The sequence below is a fragment of the Massilia putida genome, assembly GCF_001941825.1.
Classification (GTDB): Bacteria; Pseudomonadota; Gammaproteobacteria; order Burkholderiales; family Burkholderiaceae_D; genus Telluria; species Telluria putida.
This window is the reverse complement of sequence record NZ_CP019038.1, coordinates 6,330,866-6,346,167: the sequence shown is the minus strand read 5'-3', so window position 1 is coordinate 6,346,167 and position 15,302 is coordinate 6,330,866. Positions and strand designations below refer to the sequence as shown.

The following is a 15,302-nucleotide window of genomic DNA, read 5'->3' as shown; positions in this document are numbered from 1 at the left end:
CCTTCCGGCCATCTGCGATATATATTACTCGAAAAGCTTAGTTAGTAAGCTAAAAAAGAAAAATTTAATGCCCGGACACGCCCGTGAGCTTGTCGAGATGTTTGCGGTCGGGGACGGCGCGGCCGTCCGCGTTGTCGTAGACCGTCATGCCACGGTCCAGGACGACGATACGGTCGGTGAATTCCAGCGCCAGCGACACGTGCTGCTCCACGAGCAGGATCGCCAGCTCGCTTTGCGCGCGCAACCGGTGGAGTGCCGCGACGAGGCCGTCGATGATCACCGGCGCCAGTCCTTCCATGGGTTCGTCGAGCAGCAGGACCGATGGATTGCCCATCAGGGCCCGGCCGATGCTGAGCATTTGTTGCTCGCCGCCGGAAAGTTGCGAACCGCCGTTGTTGATACGTTCGCCGAGGCGGGGCATCAGGTCGATGACCCGCTCCAGCGACCAGGGCTGCGCACCGACGCGACGGGCAGGCTTGCCCGCGACGAGCAAGTTTTCGCGCACGGACAGCGAAGGAAAGATCTCCCGTTCCTGGGGCACGAACCCGATCCCCAGCTTCGCGCGCTCGTACACGGGCAGCCGCTCGATGTTCCTGCCATCGAATTTGATGGCGCCGCTCTTGTGTGTCGCACGCCCCATGACGGTGGAAAGCAGCGTGCTTTTTCCGACGCCGTTGCGGCCGAGGACGGCCAGCACGGTGCCGCGGGACAGCGTGATCGACACATCGGACAGGCCCCGGGTGTCGCCCCAGCCGGCGCACAGCCGGTCGCAATGGAGGATGGGATCAGTCATGGCGCGCCTTTCCGAGATAGACTTCGCGAACCTGCGGGTCCGCTGCGATTTCCGCCGGCGTGCCCTCCGTGAGCATGCGGCCCTGCACCAGCACGTTGATGCGGTGCGCAAAGCGGAACACGAGTTTCATGTCGTGTTCGATGATCAGGACCGCGATGTCGTCCGGCAGGCCTGCGATCATGTCCATCACGAGATGGGAGTCGGCCGGAGGAACGCCCGCGGCGGGCTCGTCCAGCAGAAGGACTTTCGGCCGGAGGGCCAGGGCGATCGCGATTTCCACGAGTCGCTGACGTCCATAGGCGAGATCGCTGATCCGGTGGCCGGCGTGCACGCCCATGCCCAGCTTGACCAGGATGTCCATGGCGGTTTCCGCCGCGCGGCGCTGCGCGGCCGCGCCGCCGAACAGGCGCCCGCCCAGCCCCTGATGCTCGAGCACCGCGAGCTGCACGTTTTCCAGCGCCGTCGACTCGCGCAGCAAGGTGTTGAGCTGGAAGGTGCGCGCAATGCCGCGCCGGACCCGGCGATGCATGGGAATCGCGCTGACATCCGCACCGTTCAGCCAGACGCTGCCGCTCGACGGCGCGATCTGTCCGGTCAGGAGGTTCAGGAACGTCGTCTTGCCGGCGCCGTTCGGGCCGATGAGAGCGCGCCGCTCTCCGGCCTTCATCGCGAAGTCGACGTTGTCGGTCGCAACGAACGATCCGTATTGGCGGCGCAGGCCGCGCGTCTCGATGACAGGTGCCGACATCACGATACCTCCTTGTGCGCGATGCGCCGGCGTACGGTGTCGCACAGGCCGAGCAATCCGCCGCGGTTGAACAATACGAGCAGGATGAGCAGCAGACCGATCCAGAACAACCAGGTGGCCGGCTGGTCCTTGGACAGCGTATCCTGCGCCACCATGTAAACGGTCGCCCCGACGAACGCGCCATACAGGCGTCCGACACCGCCCATTTCCAGCATGACGATGACCATGCCGGAGAGCTCCAGGCTGAATACGGAGAGCGACACGAACTGCGACGTCTGGGCCGACAGCGCGCCGGCGATGCCGGCCAGCGCGCTGCTGATGGCGAACGCGGTAAGGCGGCGCCCCCAGACGGAGACGCCAAGCGCCTGCATGCGCGCCGGGTTCTGGCGAATGCCCACGAGCGATCGGCCGAACGGCGAATTCACCAGATGCCTCAACAGCACCCATGCCAGGAACAGGACAGCAAGGCTATAGATATACGCAGTCTTGCCGAGCATGTCGAACTCGAATTGCCCCAGCAACGGCCTGACGTCCATGCCTTGCAACCCGTCCGCGCCCCCCGTGATGTCCGTCGCGGTATTGGCCAGTTCGAGCAGCAGCAGCGACACCGCCATGCCCAGCATCAGGAGGGCCAGGCCTTTGGTGCGCAGGATGACCGCACCGGCGAGCGTCCCCAGCATGCCCGCCACGAGGCCGGACACAAGCAGCGCGGACAGGGGCTCGCCCCAGCCGTACCTGGCCAGCAAGCCTGCGGTGTAGGCGCCGGCGCCGAAGTAGGCCGCGTGTCCCAGCGTGACGATGCCACCGTAGCCCAGCAAAAGATCGAACGACAGGGCAAACAGCACCATGATGAGGACTTGCGCCCCCAGCTGGAAGTACTGGGGCAGCACGAAATACACGGCGGCCGCCAGCAGCCAGGGAAGCGCTTCGACAGGCCGGAAGCGGCGTGCCGACAGCAATTGGTGGATGGCGTGCGTGGCGCCCGGCGTCGCTGCGGCCGGGACATTGGAATCCATTACGTCAGAATGAGTCATCATGCGCGTCCGAACAAGCCGTTTGGCTTCACGAGAAGAATAAGGAAAAGTGCGATATAGATGAAGATCCCGCCAAACCCGGGAGCAAGGATCTTGCATGCCGCGTCGCCGACACCAAGCAGCAAGGCCGCGAGAAACGGGCCCTTGACCGAACCGAGTCCCCCCACGGCCACGACGATCAGGAAGTACACGAGGTGCTTGAGGGCGTATTCGGGTTCGATCGCCATGACATCGGCCCCCATCGCCCCGCCGAGCGCGGCGAGCACGCTGCCGAGGGCGAAGACGGCGGCGAACAGGCGCTTGCTGTTCAGGCCCAGCGCCTCGGCCATCGCGCGGTTGTCCACGGCGGAACGGATCCGCGCACCGACCAGCGTCTTTTCGATCGTCAGCCAGAGCGCGGCGAATACCGCCAGACCCGTGGCGATCAGGACAAGGCGGTAGACGGGAAACGAGAACCCGCCGGCGAGCGCAAGCTGTCCGCCGATCGCGTCCGGTATGGCGACCCGGACCGGTTGCGCCCCGAAGACAAAGTGCGCAACGGCCGTCCCGACGAAAATCAGTCCCATGCTCAGGACCACCTGGTCGAGTTCCGTGGCCTTGTACACCCGGGCGTAAAGCCAGCGTTCGAGTACCAGACTGATCGCACCGACGGCAACGCAGGCCAGCACGACGGCCAGGCCGAACGGCACCTCAAGGCGGTCCATCAAGGTCACGAGCAAATAGCCACCGGCCATGGCGAACGCACCATGCGCCAGGTTGGCCACACCAAGCAGCCCCATCGTGACGGACAGGCCTACCGACGTCATGTACAGCACCATCGCGTAGGCGGCACCGCTGAAGGCGATGCCTACTAAAATATTTGCGGTATTCAAGCTCTGATTCCTTTATCGGTCAATTCGAGAACGTCGGCGTCACTTCTCGGGATTCAGAGCTTTCCAGGGGTCCTTGACGCCCTTGACGACATCAAAGGCGACGTTCTCGTAGTGGTCGCCGACCTGCCGGATCCTGGCCATGGTCACGTCATGTACGATGTCGCGCGTCTGAGGATCGATGGCGATGGCGCCTGCCGGGGTATTCGGCGATTTCCAGGTCGTCAGCACATCCATGGCCTGTTTAGAGGTGAACTGGGCGCCGTGTTTCTTGATCACGCCGAACACCGCCTCCATGCTGTTCCATGCCGCGACGGCGGGCAGGTCCGGCATCGCATTGGGGCCGTACGCTTTCTTGAACGCCGCCAGGAATTCCTTCGCGCCGGGGCTGGCATCGGTCGCGATATAGACCGCGCTATCGATCATGCCGACGGTCGCAGGACCGGTCTGGGGCAGCTGTTGATCGGAGACGTTCTGTGCCGTGGTCAGCAACTGCACGCCCGCAGCCTGTAGGCCGGAGTCTCGGAACGCTTTCATGGTGGCGATACTCGGCGCGCCGCTCAGAGTGAACACGAAAAGCGACTTGGGCGCCGCGGCCTTGATGCGCGCCATCGCGGGCAGGTAGTCCGTGGTGCCCATCGGGGTACGATCGGAGCCGACCAGCTTGCCGCCATTGTCTTCAAAACCACGCTTGAAACCCGCTTCCATGTCGTGACCGGCCGCATAGTCGGCCACCAGCGTGTAGGCGCTGTTGATGTCGTGTTTCGCCGCCCAGGCGCCCAGCGTGTATGCCATCTGCCAGTTCGCATAGGAGAAACGTACAAAATACGGAGACGCGCGCGTAAGCGAACCGGTCGTCGCATTCATGAGGATGGTGGGGATCTTCGCCGCCGTCGAGATCGGTGCGATCGTCAACGCCTGGGGACTCAGCGTAACTCCCGTCAACAGCTGGACCTTGTCGCGTACGACAAGTTCCTGCGCCAGGCGCTTGGTGCGATCGGGATTGCTGCCATCGTCGCGCTTGATCAGTTCCACACTGACGCCCCGCGGCAGCTCCTGCTTGTGCAGTGCCAGATACAAGTCCGCACCCCGAACCATGCTTTCGCCGATATCGGCGCCTGCGCCGGAAAGCCCGACGACCATCCCTACCTTGACTGTCTGCTCCGCCGCCACGCCGGCGACGGACAGCACGAGACTCGCTATGCCGGCACCGGCCGCCATACCGATACGTTTCCAATTAAACATGTCTTCCTCCTCTAGAACTCGATGGGCTCATGCGGAACATGGCCGGACTGCCAGTCCCATTTTTTAGATTACATAGAAAGCTTAGTTTATAAGCTAAAATAACGCCAGCAGATTTTGAGGAAATGCGGCTCGACTTATCATGCGGCGCAACATGCGGCGCGGTCGCCGCGAACCCGCTGATGGAGGAGTGTGATCACGGAAAAGCAGTCAAGCAGGTGCTCAAGCGCGCTCGTTCCAAAATGAGAATGGGTGACCCGGTCAGGGTGTCGTTCCGTCGTTTGTACACGTGGGCAGCGTAGTGTTGGCGACGAGGGACGAAACGAAAGGTGCCGAGCTGGTCGAAGCGAAGAGCGAGCTCCAGCGGGTGCGCTCTCAGATGCGCCGGCTGAAAGAGGAGAGGGATCCGCTCAAATGAGCCGCACGGTACGTTTCAAAGGAGCCTGGTGAGGTCTGAGGAGACCAGGAAAGCTAAAGCGGTTTTATCCGAATCGGCAGCAGGCCACCCCTTCATATTTGTGGTCTATCCCGTAGTTCACGTTACGCGAACATCCAGAAAGGAGATTTCCTGCTCAGGTCAAGCTCTCGAAGAAGGCTTCACCTTGGCTCTACAGCGAAGTCTTAGCATGGCTAACTGCCCGGGCTGCAAACCGTCCCCAGTTAAGGGGGTCGGAAACATCAAGTCATTGAAAGCGGTAACCGAGAGGTGCGACTTTCGTCAAAACGACTTTGCAGGCCGTTTTGGCATTTAAGATTCAACGAGTTAGCTGAACACCACACTTTGCACCCCATGAGTCCGCCGCGACCCAGGTGCAGAGCGCCGTCTACCATCGGTGTTTACTCGACATCCACAGGCATTGCGCCGGTCTGCGCCTCGTTCGCGATCTCCTTGACAAGCTGCATGACCGTTTTTCCCGCAAGCGTCAACGGTCCCTGCTGGGACACCGCCAGTGCGATATGACGCAGCAATTGTGGCTCGACGATCGCGCTGGACTGGAGCTGGAGCGACCGGGTCGCGCCGGCAATGGCGTAGGGTCCCAGCAAGGCATACATACCGCCATCGCTGACGATCCGAGTCTGTAGCGCTAAGGAGTCGACCTCGGCCGCGACATTCAGCACCATCCCGTGTTCCGCCGCCACCTGGTCCAGCTTGTCGCGCCATGAGTTCGGCCGGCAGAACATCACGAGAGGCAGGCGATTCAGAGAGCGGAAGGCGACGGTCGGCGCGCTCGTCAGTGCATCGCCGGGCGGGCCGACGAGATAGGTCTCCACTTGAGACAGGTAGACGTCCCCATGGTTGGGCGTCGGGCTGTGCCGGTACAGCAGCGCAAGATCCACGTCGCCGTTCTCGAGCCAGGTTTCCAGCTGCGCCCCCTGCCCCTCGCGGATCGTGAGTTGGATGAGGGGAAAACGCTCTTTCAGCCGGTAATACAGCGTCGTGACGAACGGATGGGCCGTCGACGGCAGGATGCCGAGCCGGACCGCACCGACTGGCGTACCCGCCGTAGCGCGGATGTCGTTCGTCAGCTGGTCGGTGTCCGCGATCCACCTGCGGATGCGTGGCGCGATACGGCGTCCGAGCTCCGTCAGCACGACACCGCGCCCCGTACGTATGAACAACCGTCCCCCGCATTCGCGCTCCAGTTCCGTGATCTGCCGGCTGATGTGCGGCTGCGTCGTCCCATAGGCCGTCGCCGTTTTCGTGAGGCTTCCTAGCTCGCTCACGACGATGAACAGCTTCCACGACGCGTAATCGATGGCTTCTTCTTGGTATGCGATTTTAGGCATGTCTGAAATGTCTGATCACTGGCTTCCGGCATAGCCTAGCACGGCCTAGACTCGATTTGCCAACTGAATCAACCAAACATCACAACGGAGGAGATACGGGATGAAACTTGTGGCTTACCAATACGAAGGCAAGGCCGGCTATGGCGTGCTGTCCGGCGACCGGATCGCAGTACCGGGCAAGGATTTCCTAGAACGCTACCCGGACATCCGTTCCATCCTGGACGCACGCGCGCTGTCAAAACTGCAGGAAGTGGTGGCCGGCGCGCCGGCCACGCTGGCACTTGCCGACGTGACGCCGCTGCCGCCGCTCGCCAATCCGCGCAAGATCTTCTGCGTCGGCCTGAACTACAAGTCGCACGTCGCCGAGACGAAACGCCCGGATGCCGACCACCCTGCGATCTTCGTGCGCTTCGCCGATTCGCTCATCGCCGACGGCGCGCCGCTGCGCTACCCGAGCGGCAAGTCGGAAAAGTTCGACTTCGAAGGGGAGCTCGCTGTCGTCATCGGCACGGGCGGCGAAGACATCGCCGAGGCCGACGCGATGGCCCATATCGCCGGCTACGCATGCTTCAACGACGCCACCGTGCGCGACTGGCAGCGCCACACGCACCAGTGGACGCCCGGAAAGAACTTCCCCGGCACCGGGGCCTTCGGTCCCGCGCTGGTCACGGCCGACGAGGTCGCCGACATCACGCAATCGGTGCTCACGACCCGGCTGAACGGCGCCGTCATGCAGCAAGCGCCGCTGTCGGACCTGATCTTTACCCTGCCCGTCATCATTTCCTACCTGTCGAAATTCACGCGCCTGTCCCCCGGTGACGTGATCGCGACGGGCACCCCGGGCGGTGTCGGTGATCGCCGCGAGCCGCCCCTCTACATGAAACCCGGCGACACGGTCGAGGTCGAGATCAGCGGCATCGGCCTGCTGACGAATACCGTCAAGGCACTGTGAGCCGACCGGCGCAAACCAAGGAGACATCAGCATGACCACGCAAAACAACGTGACGGCGTCAGCCGCAGGCCACCTGCGCATCGCCGTCGACATCGGCGGCACGTTCACGGACCTCGCCATCCTCAACGAAAAAACGGGCGAGCTATCGTTCGGCAAGGCGCTGTCCACGCACGGCCAACTCGTAAACGGCATCCAGAACACGCTCGACAGCGCCGGCGCGCACGTCGAGAATGGCGGCCTGTTCCTGCATGGCTCGACGATCGCCATCAACACGCTGCTGGAACGTAACGGCGCGAAGACGGCCCTGTTGATCACGCAGGGCTTCCGCGACATCTACGAGATCGGCCGCGTGAACCGCCCGGATGCCTACAACCTGTTCTTCTCCAAGCACGAGCCGCTGATCCGCCGCTCCCTGCGTTTCGAGGTGCCTGAGCGCCTGCTGGCCGACGGCTCCGTCCACCGCCCGCTCGACGAGGACGCCGTGCGCGCGCTGGCGCGCCAGCTCAAGCAGGAAGGCGTGGACGCCGTCGCGGTCCTGCTGCTGCACTCGTACCGCAACCCGGCGCACGAGATCCGGGTGCGCGACATCGTGCGCGAGGAAATTCCGGGCGTGTTCGTCACCGCGTCGCACGAACTGTCGCAGGAATACCGCGAGTTCGAGCGCGTCTCGACGGTGGCGGCCAATGCGTATGTCGGCCCGCGCGTGTCCGCCTACCTCGGCGAACTGGAAGCGCACCTGGACCAGCAGGGCTTCCCGGGCGACTTCTATGCCGTGCAATCGACCGGTGGCCTGTTCCCGCTCGACCATGCGCGCCGCGAATGCGTGCGCATGCTGGAATCCGGTCCGGCCGCGGGCGTGATCGGTGCGCAGGCGATCTGCGCCCAGCTGGATCTCGGCGATGCAATCGCGTTCGACATGGGCGGCACGACGGCGAAGGCCGGCGTCATCAACGACGGCAAGCCGCTGACGAGCAGCAGCGCGCTGATCGGCGGCTACGAGAAGGCGCTGCCGATCCAGATCCCGATGATCGACATCTTCGAGGTCGGCACCGGCGGCGGCAGCATCGCGCGCCTGGAAGTGGGCAACGCGCTGCGCGTCGGCCCGCAGAGCGCCGGCTCGATCCCGGGCCCCGTGTGCTACCAGCGCGGCGGCACCGAACCGACGGTGACCGATGCGAACCTGCTGCTGGGCCGTCTGGACGAACACAACTTCCTCGGCGGCGAAATGCTGCTCGACAAGGACAAGGCCTATCGCGCGATGCAGACGAAAATCGGCGATCCGCTCGACATCGATCCGGTGAAGGCGGCCGATGGCATCCTGCGCATCGCCGTGACCTCCATGTCCCACGCCGTCAAGGCCGTCACGACGGAACGGGGCCTGGACGCCGGGAGCTTCACGATGGTGGTTTACGGCGGCGCCGGGCCCCTGCACGCGTCCGCGATCGCCCGCGAGCTGGGCATCCGCAAAGTATTGATCCCGTTCGCCCCGGGCTATTTCTCGGCCTACGGCATGCTGTTCTCCGACCTGCGCTACGACTACGTGCGGTCCGTGTTCCGCAAGCTGGACGATGTGTCGTTCGAGGACATCGAAGCCATCTACGCGGAGATGGAAGCCGAAGGCCGCGCCGCGCTGGCGCAGTCGGCGGTGGCGCCGGAAGCCGTCGTGATCGAGCGCGCCGCCGACATGCGCTACGTCGGCCAGGAACACGCCGTCGCCGTCGACCTGCCGACCGACTTCTTCGTGCGTCAGGACCGCAGCGCGATCAAGCAGCGCTTCGACGCTGTCCACAACGTCCGCTACGGCACGTCGGCGCCGGCGGAACCGGCCGACCTCGTGAGCCTGCGCGTCACGGTGCTGGGCGTCATGCGCAAGCCGCCCCGCCATGCCGTCGAGGAAGGCAGCGTGGTTCCGCCCGAAGAGGCGCTGCGTGCCCATAAAGACGTGTACTTCCGCTCGGCCGCCGGCTTCGTCGCCACGCCGGTCTACAGGCGCCACCTGCTGCGCAGCGGGAACCGCATCGCCGGACCGGCCCTCGTCGAAGAACATGCTTCGACTACCGTCGTGCAACCTGGCGACGAGGTGCTCGTCGACGCCTTCGGCAACCTGCAAATTTCCATCGGGAGCGAACTGTAATGAACACGCAAGCACACGCGGCCGAAACGGTCGATGCCGTCACCGTCGAGATCATCCGCAACGGCCTGATCGCGGTGACGGAAGAAATGAAGTCCAATCTCACCCGCACAGCGTACAACCTGATCATCTACGAGGCACTGGATTTCACGGTGGGCCTGTTCACCGTCGAGGGCGACTCGATCTCCATCGGCCTCGGCCTGCCGATGTTCATCCGCGGCATGAGCGAGACCGTGAAGGCGAAGATCCGCCACTTCGGACTGGAGAACATCAAGCCCGGCGACATCCTCGTCACCAATGACGCCTACACGACAGGCAGCCACCTGAACCACTTCACGTTCACGATGCCGGTGTTCCACGAGGATGAACTGATCGGTTTCACGTGCTGCATGGCGCACTGGCTGGACGTGGGCGGTACACTCGGCCAGATCACCACCGACATCTATTCGGAAGGCATCCAGATCCCGATCGTCAAGTACCGCAAGGAAGGCGTCGTGAACCAGGACCTGGTCGACATCATCGCCATGAACGTGCGCCTGTCCGAGCGCGCGATGGGCGACCTGCGTGCGCAGATCACGGCGATCACCACGGGCGAGCGACGCTACCTGGAACTCGTGCGGCGCTATGGCTGGCAGGCCGTGCGCGCGTCGGTGGTACAGATCATGGACCATTCGGAAGCGCTGGCCCGCGCCAACACGCTGACCATCCCGGACGGCGTCTACGAAGCGGAATCGTACATGGACGACGACGGCCTCGAAGTGGGCAAGCGCATCCCGATCCGCGTCAAGGTGATCGTGCAGGGCGACGAGATGACGGTCGACTTCACCGACGTCGCCAAGCAGGTGCGCGGCTTCTACAACTCCGGCTTCACGACGGGCATCGCCTGCGCGCAGGTCGCGTACAAATGCCTGACGACGCCGACGGACTATCCGGTCAACGACGGCAGCTTCCGCCCCCTCAAGGTCATCATGCCGATGGGGACCGTGATCAGCGCCGAGCGTCCGTTCCCGATGCGCGTGTGGATGACGTTCCCGATGACGGTGATCGACACGATCTTCAAGGCGCTCGCGCCGGCGATCCCGGACCGCGCCATCGCGGGCCACCACGCCGACCTCGTGTTCCCGAACATCCACGGCATCTCGCCGGAAGACGGGCGCCTGTTCATTGTCGGCATCGGTCCGCTGGGCGGCGGCTGGGGCGCCAAATCGCGCGAGGACGGCGTGTCGGCCACGGTCTGCATCAATGACGGCGACACGCACAACAGCCCCACCGAGCAGCTGGAAGCGAAGTACCCGGTGCTGGTGGAAAGCTACCGGCTGCGCCAGGACAGCGCGGGCGCCGGCCGCCAGCGCGGCGGTCTGGGTGCGGAAATGGTCGTGCAGGCATTGTCGCCGTTCTCCGTCACGACCCGCATCGACAGGGTCCACTGCAAGCCGTGGGGCCTGGACGGCGGCCACGAGGCGGCGGGCAACGGCATCGGAATCCGCAAGGACGGCGTGTGGGACGAGAGCCATGCGAACGCCAAGGTGTTCAATGTGCGCCTGGCCCGCGGCGACGCGTACAAGATGCTGTCGGGTGGCGGCGGCGGATTCGGCGATCCGGCCGAACGCGATCCCGAACTGGTGGCCGACGACGTGCGCGAGGGCTACGTCAGCCGCGAGCAGGCCGAGGCCGCCTACAAGGTGATCGTCGGTACCGACGGTCGGCTCGACGCCGGGGCCACGGCACGGCTGCGCGGCACCGCGTCCGTCACCGCCTGAGGCAGCGATGGAAGCCGCGACCCACGCCGTACCGGTCGAAGCACGCGAACTGCTCGACATCTGGGAACGCCTGGCGCGCCAGCACGTGGCGCTGGCGGGCAGCTGCGCCTGCAGCGTGGGCGGCGTCACGCTGCAGCTGCAGGACTTCGAGCAGGACATCGCCGACTACCTGCTGGGCCAGGCCGAGCGCAACGGCCGCGCGGACGTCGTGACGCTGCTGCGTGAACGGGGATGCACGGTTGACGGCAAGTGGAGCATCGGCGCCCTGCTCGGGGCGCTGGCCGGTGCGCCCGGCGACGCCGCCGGCGCCTTCCTCGTCGCCCGGCTCGGCAAGACCCTGCGTTCTTTCGCTAAACTCCATGGTTGAGGATCTTACATGAGCTTGAAAGACAAACCCGCCCTGCCGCTGCCCGTCACCGTACTGACCGGCTTCCTGGGCAGCGGCAAGACCACGCTGCTGTCGCACATCCTGCGCGATCCGGCATTCGACCGCACAGCGGTCATCATCAACGAGTTCGGCGAGGTCGGGCTCGATCACGATCTGCTCGAACAAACCCGCGAGGAACTCGTCCTGCTGGCAAACGGCTGCGTGTGCTGCACGGTGCGCGGCGACCTGCAGGCCACACTGGCCCGCCTGGCGCGCGATGGCGCCGTGCACGACATCGACCGGGTCGTGCTCGAGACCACGGGTCTCGCCGATCCGGCACCGATCCTGCACACCCTGATGGCCGAGCCGTCGCTGCGCGAGCACTTCCGCTTCGACCGCCTGATCACCACAGTCGACGCCGTGAACGGCGGAGATACGCTGACACGCCACGAAGCGGCACGGCACCAGGTCGCGCTGGCCGACCGCCTCGTGCTGACGAAGACGGACCTGTGCACGCCGCAGCAGCGTGCGGCCCTCGAACATCGGCTGGAAGCGCTGAATCCCGGCGCGGCCCTGTGTGCAGCCACGCGGGGCCGGATCGATCCGGACATCCTGTTCGGCGGCGCGGTCGCACACGAGACGGCCGACAGCGACGCGTGGATCGCGCGCGCGACGGTCCATGAACATCACGACGGCCACGACCACCACCACCACCACGACCACGCGGACGGGATCAGCTCGTACGCCGTGGTGCTGAATGAACCCGTCTCCTGGCGCGGTTTCCAGGCGTGGCTCGACATGATGACGGCCATGCGCGGTCCGGACCTGCTGCGGGTGAAAGGCCTCGTGCACGTGCGCGAGCATCCGGAAGCGCCGGTCGTCGTCCATGGCGTCCAGCACATCTTCCACCCGCCCCGCAAGCTGGACGCCTGGCCCGGCGCGGACCGTCGGACGCGCCTGGTGTTCATCACGCGCGGCATCGACCGGGACGACATCGAAGCCACGCTGGCAGTGTTCGCCCATAAGGCAAGGTGAACCCGCCATACCCGCAGAACCTCCCGTAGGCCGCCCAGACGGCACCACACCCAATAATCACGGAGACAACATGAGCATCGCAAACCAGAGAGCCACGCCCGAGCACAAGTTCGCGCCTCCTCCCCAGCGTGAACAGAACATCGGACAAGCCGCTCCGCTGCTGTTCCGCCTGGAGAACGTCCACATGTCCCGCTGGCATACGAAGGCCAGGGTCATCATGGGCAGCGCCACCTTCTTCGACGCGTTCGACGCGTTGTCGCTCGCGTTCGTTCTTCCGGTCCTCATCGGGCTGTGGAAAATCACGCCCGGACAGGTCGGCCTGCTGATCGCGTCCGGCTACCTGGGCCAGGTCGTCGGCGCGCTGTTCTTCGGCTGGCTCGCCGAGCGCATCGGACGGACCCGCAGCGCGGGCATCACGATCGGGCTGATGTCCATCATGAGCCTCGGCTGCGCGCTGGCCGGCAATTTCAACATGCTGTTCCTGGCCCGCTTCATCCAGGGCATCGGCGTCGGCGGCGAAGTGCCCGTGGCGGCGACGTATATCAACGAGCTGTCGCAGGCGAAGGGCCGCGGGCGCTTCTTCCTGCTATACGAACTGATCTTCCCGATCGGCCTGCTAGGCGCTGCGCAGATCGGCGCCTTCATCGTGCCTCGCTTCGGCTGGGAAACCATGTTCCTGCTCGGCGGCATTCCCGGCCTGGCGATCTGCCTGCTCGTGTTCCGTTTGCCGGAATCGCCCCGCTGGCTGATCGGCCGCGGACGCTATGCGGAGGCGGAGCGCATCATCGCTTCCGTCGAGGCTTCCAGCGACGGACGCCACCTCGATCCGGCCACGCAAGCCGACGCCTGCGCGGCCCGCACCGCGGAACTGGCCCGCGCGCTGCAAGGCAAGCGCAAGGGCTCGTGGAAGGAGTTGTTCTCGTCGGTCTACCGCACCCGCACGTTCGTCGTGTGGGCCCTGTGGGCCAGCGCGTATTTCGTCGCCAACGGCATCAACAACTGGCTGCCGAGCCTCTACAAGACCGTGTATCACCTGCCGCTGCAGGAGGCGTTGCACATGGCATCGCTGTCGAACGTGCTGAGCACCTGCGCCGTCGTCTGCTGCGCGCTCGTCATCGACCGCACGGGGCGCCGCCGCTGGGCCATCGGCAGCTTCATACTCGCGGGCCTGCTGCTGCTCGGCCTCGTCACGATCGGCACCGACAGCGCCACCCACGTGATGATCCTCGGTTCGGCCGCCTACGCCGTGATGGGCACGACGACCGTGATGCTGTACCTGTACACGCCGGAGATTTATCCGACCCGCATCCGCGCCATCGGCACCGGTCTCGCCACCTCGTGGCTGCGTGCCGCATCGGCAACGGCACCCGCCCTCGTCGGCCTCGTGCTGGCGAAGGACGGCATCAACACCGTGTTCCTCATGTTTGCCGCGATGACCGTCGTCGGCCTCGTCGCCGCGCTGGGCATGATCGAAACCACCAACCGCTCGCTCGAAGAAATCTCGCCCTGAGGCGCCCCACCCCGTACGGAGACACCATGACAATCGAAAACAACAAAGCCGCGCTGGCCGCGGCAGGGACTCTTGCATGCCTACTGTGCGCGAACGCGGCCGCCCAATCGTCCGTCGAAGTGTATGGCCTGATCGGCACCTACCTGGGCAGCGTGAAGCGCAGCGGCGATCCACAGGCCATTACCCAGCTGAACGGTGGCGGCCTGACGACGTCCTTCCTCGGCTTTCGCGGCAGCGAGGAGCTCGGATCAGGCAACCGTGTCATCTGGTCGCTGGAGAGTTTCTACCGCCCGGACACGGGCGAGCAAGGCCGCAACGCGACGGACCCGTTCTGGTCGCGCAATGCCTGGGTTGGAGTCGAAGGTGACTTTGGCAGGCTGACACTGGGCCGGCAGACGAATCCGATGTACCAGTCGATGCTGCAGCTGAGTCCGTTCGGCACGTCGGTGGTCTTTTCACCCCTTGCCCTGCAAACGTTCGTCGCGGCCTACGGCGGCAACATCATCGGAGACACCGTGTGGAACAACGTCATCCGCTACACGACGCCGCGCTTCGGCGGCCTGCGCGGCAGCATCGACTACGGGCCGGGTGAGCAAGCCGGCCGGGCCGGAGTGGCCAACCTGAGCGTGCATGCCGACTACAACAGCGGCCCCTGGAGCGCGGCCGTCAGCGCGCAGCGGCTGCGCGTCAGCGTCCTCACGCCGCTGCCGGTGGAACAGAAGGCCTGGATGGCGGGCGTTGCCTACGACTCCGGGCTAGTCAAGCTCTACGGCAACGCCGGCCACGCGAGCATCGACGGCGGTAACACGTCGCGACTGCTCGACGCCGGGTTGTCGATCCCCGTTGGCGCACGCGGCGCGATCCTGCTGGAAAGTGCCCGCACGCGGCTGACGCCGGCACATGGCGCGGCCACGCAACGCCGCACGACGTCGCTCGGGTACGATTATCGGCTGTCCAAACGAACGGACGTCTATCTCATCCACACGGGTGACAAGAAAACCAGCGCAGGGTATGGGGCTACGAACGCGCTTGGAATTCGCCACGTTTTCTGACTGAACCGCGCCGCGGAGAAG

The 15,302-nt window shown here is 64.9% G+C and carries 13 protein-coding genes and 1 pseudogene; 8 read left to right on the top strand and 6 right to left on the bottom strand.

Features of this window, described 5'->3' with window-relative positions:
- Positions 1-64 precede the first annotated feature (64 nt).
- The 5 genes from BVG12_RS30535 to BVG12_RS30515 are packed head-to-tail and all read right to left on the bottom strand — an operon-like array spanning position 65 to position 4,689.
- Positions 65-793: an ABC transporter ATP-binding protein gene (locus BVG12_RS30535; protein WP_075795684.1), complete on the bottom strand. Its 729-nt coding sequence runs from the start codon at positions 791-793 to the stop codon at positions 65-67.
- Positions 786-1,541 (bottom strand): ABC transporter ATP-binding protein, encoded by a 756-nt coding sequence (locus BVG12_RS30530; protein WP_075795683.1) that lies wholly within the window; start codon positions 1,539-1,541, stop codon positions 786-788. The genes BVG12_RS30535 and BVG12_RS30530 overlap by 8 nt, the downstream gene beginning before the upstream one ends.
- Entirely contained in the window at positions 1,541-2,578 is a 1,038-nt protein-coding gene (locus BVG12_RS30525; RefSeq protein ID WP_229503758.1) for a branched-chain amino acid ABC transporter permease, read from the bottom strand. The genes BVG12_RS30530 and BVG12_RS30525 overlap by 1 nt, the downstream gene beginning before the upstream one ends.
- Complete coding sequence (locus tag BVG12_RS30520; protein WP_229503757.1) at positions 2,575-3,447, bottom strand: branched-chain amino acid ABC transporter permease; 873 nt, start codon at positions 3,445-3,447, stop codon at positions 2,575-2,577. Before BVG12_RS30520 ends, BVG12_RS30525 begins: the two co-directional genes overlap by 4 nt.
- 39 nt (positions 3,448-3,486) lie before the next feature.
- Positions 3,487-4,689 carry an ABC transporter substrate-binding protein gene (locus BVG12_RS30515; protein ID WP_075795681.1) on the bottom strand — a complete coding sequence of 401 codons (1,203 nt, stop codon included), beginning with the start codon at positions 4,687-4,689 and terminating at the stop codon, positions 3,487-3,489.
- Between the two features lie 564 nt (positions 4,690-5,253).
- Here BVG12_RS30515 and BVG12_RS36035 point away from each other — a divergent pair.
- A pseudogene (locus BVG12_RS36035) lies at positions 5,254-5,376 on the top strand (hypothetical protein); the annotation flags it as partial.
- 147 nt (positions 5,377-5,523) lie between these two features.
- Here BVG12_RS36035 and BVG12_RS30510 read toward each other — a convergent pair.
- Positions 5,524-6,474 carry a LysR family transcriptional regulator gene (locus tag BVG12_RS30510; RefSeq protein WP_229503756.1) on the bottom strand — a complete coding sequence of 317 codons (951 nt, stop codon included), beginning with the start codon at positions 6,472-6,474 and terminating at the stop codon, positions 5,524-5,526.
- Between the two features lie 100 nt (positions 6,475-6,574).
- Here BVG12_RS30510 and BVG12_RS30505 point away from each other — a divergent pair, with 100 nt between their 5' ends.
- From BVG12_RS30505 to BVG12_RS30475, 7 genes are all read left to right on the top strand, one after another.
- Entirely contained in the window at positions 6,575-7,426 is an 852-nt protein-coding gene (locus BVG12_RS30505) for a fumarylacetoacetate hydrolase family protein (protein WP_075795680.1), read from the top strand.
- Between the two features lie 31 nt (positions 7,427-7,457).
- On the top strand, positions 7,458-9,560 hold the full coding sequence (locus tag BVG12_RS30500) for a hydantoinase/oxoprolinase family protein (RefSeq protein ID WP_075795679.1): 2,103 nt from the start codon (positions 7,458-7,460) through the stop codon (positions 9,558-9,560).
- Entirely contained in the window at positions 9,560-11,317 is a 1,758-nt protein-coding gene (locus BVG12_RS30495; RefSeq protein WP_075795678.1) for a hydantoinase B/oxoprolinase family protein, read from the top strand. The genes BVG12_RS30500 and BVG12_RS30495 overlap by 1 nt, the downstream gene beginning before the upstream one ends.
- Positions 11,318-11,324: 7 nt before the next feature.
- A complete protein-coding gene (locus BVG12_RS30490; RefSeq protein WP_075795677.1) occupies positions 11,325-11,684 on the top strand; it encodes a hypothetical protein in 360 nt (119 codons plus the stop codon).
- 9 nt (positions 11,685-11,693) lie between these two features.
- Entirely contained in the window at positions 11,694-12,719 is a 1,026-nt protein-coding gene (locus BVG12_RS30485; RefSeq protein ID WP_075795676.1) for a CobW family GTP-binding protein, read from the top strand.
- Positions 12,720-12,789: 70 nt separating this feature from the next.
- Positions 12,790-14,229, top strand: a complete 1,440-nt coding sequence (locus tag BVG12_RS30480; RefSeq protein ID WP_075795675.1) for an MFS transporter — start codon at positions 12,790-12,792, stop codon at positions 14,227-14,229.
- A gap of 26 nt (positions 14,230-14,255) precedes the next feature.
- Complete coding sequence (locus tag BVG12_RS30475) at positions 14,256-15,281, top strand: porin (protein ID WP_075795674.1); 1,026 nt, start codon at positions 14,256-14,258, stop codon at positions 15,279-15,281.
- Positions 15,282-15,302: the final 21 nt, after the last annotated feature.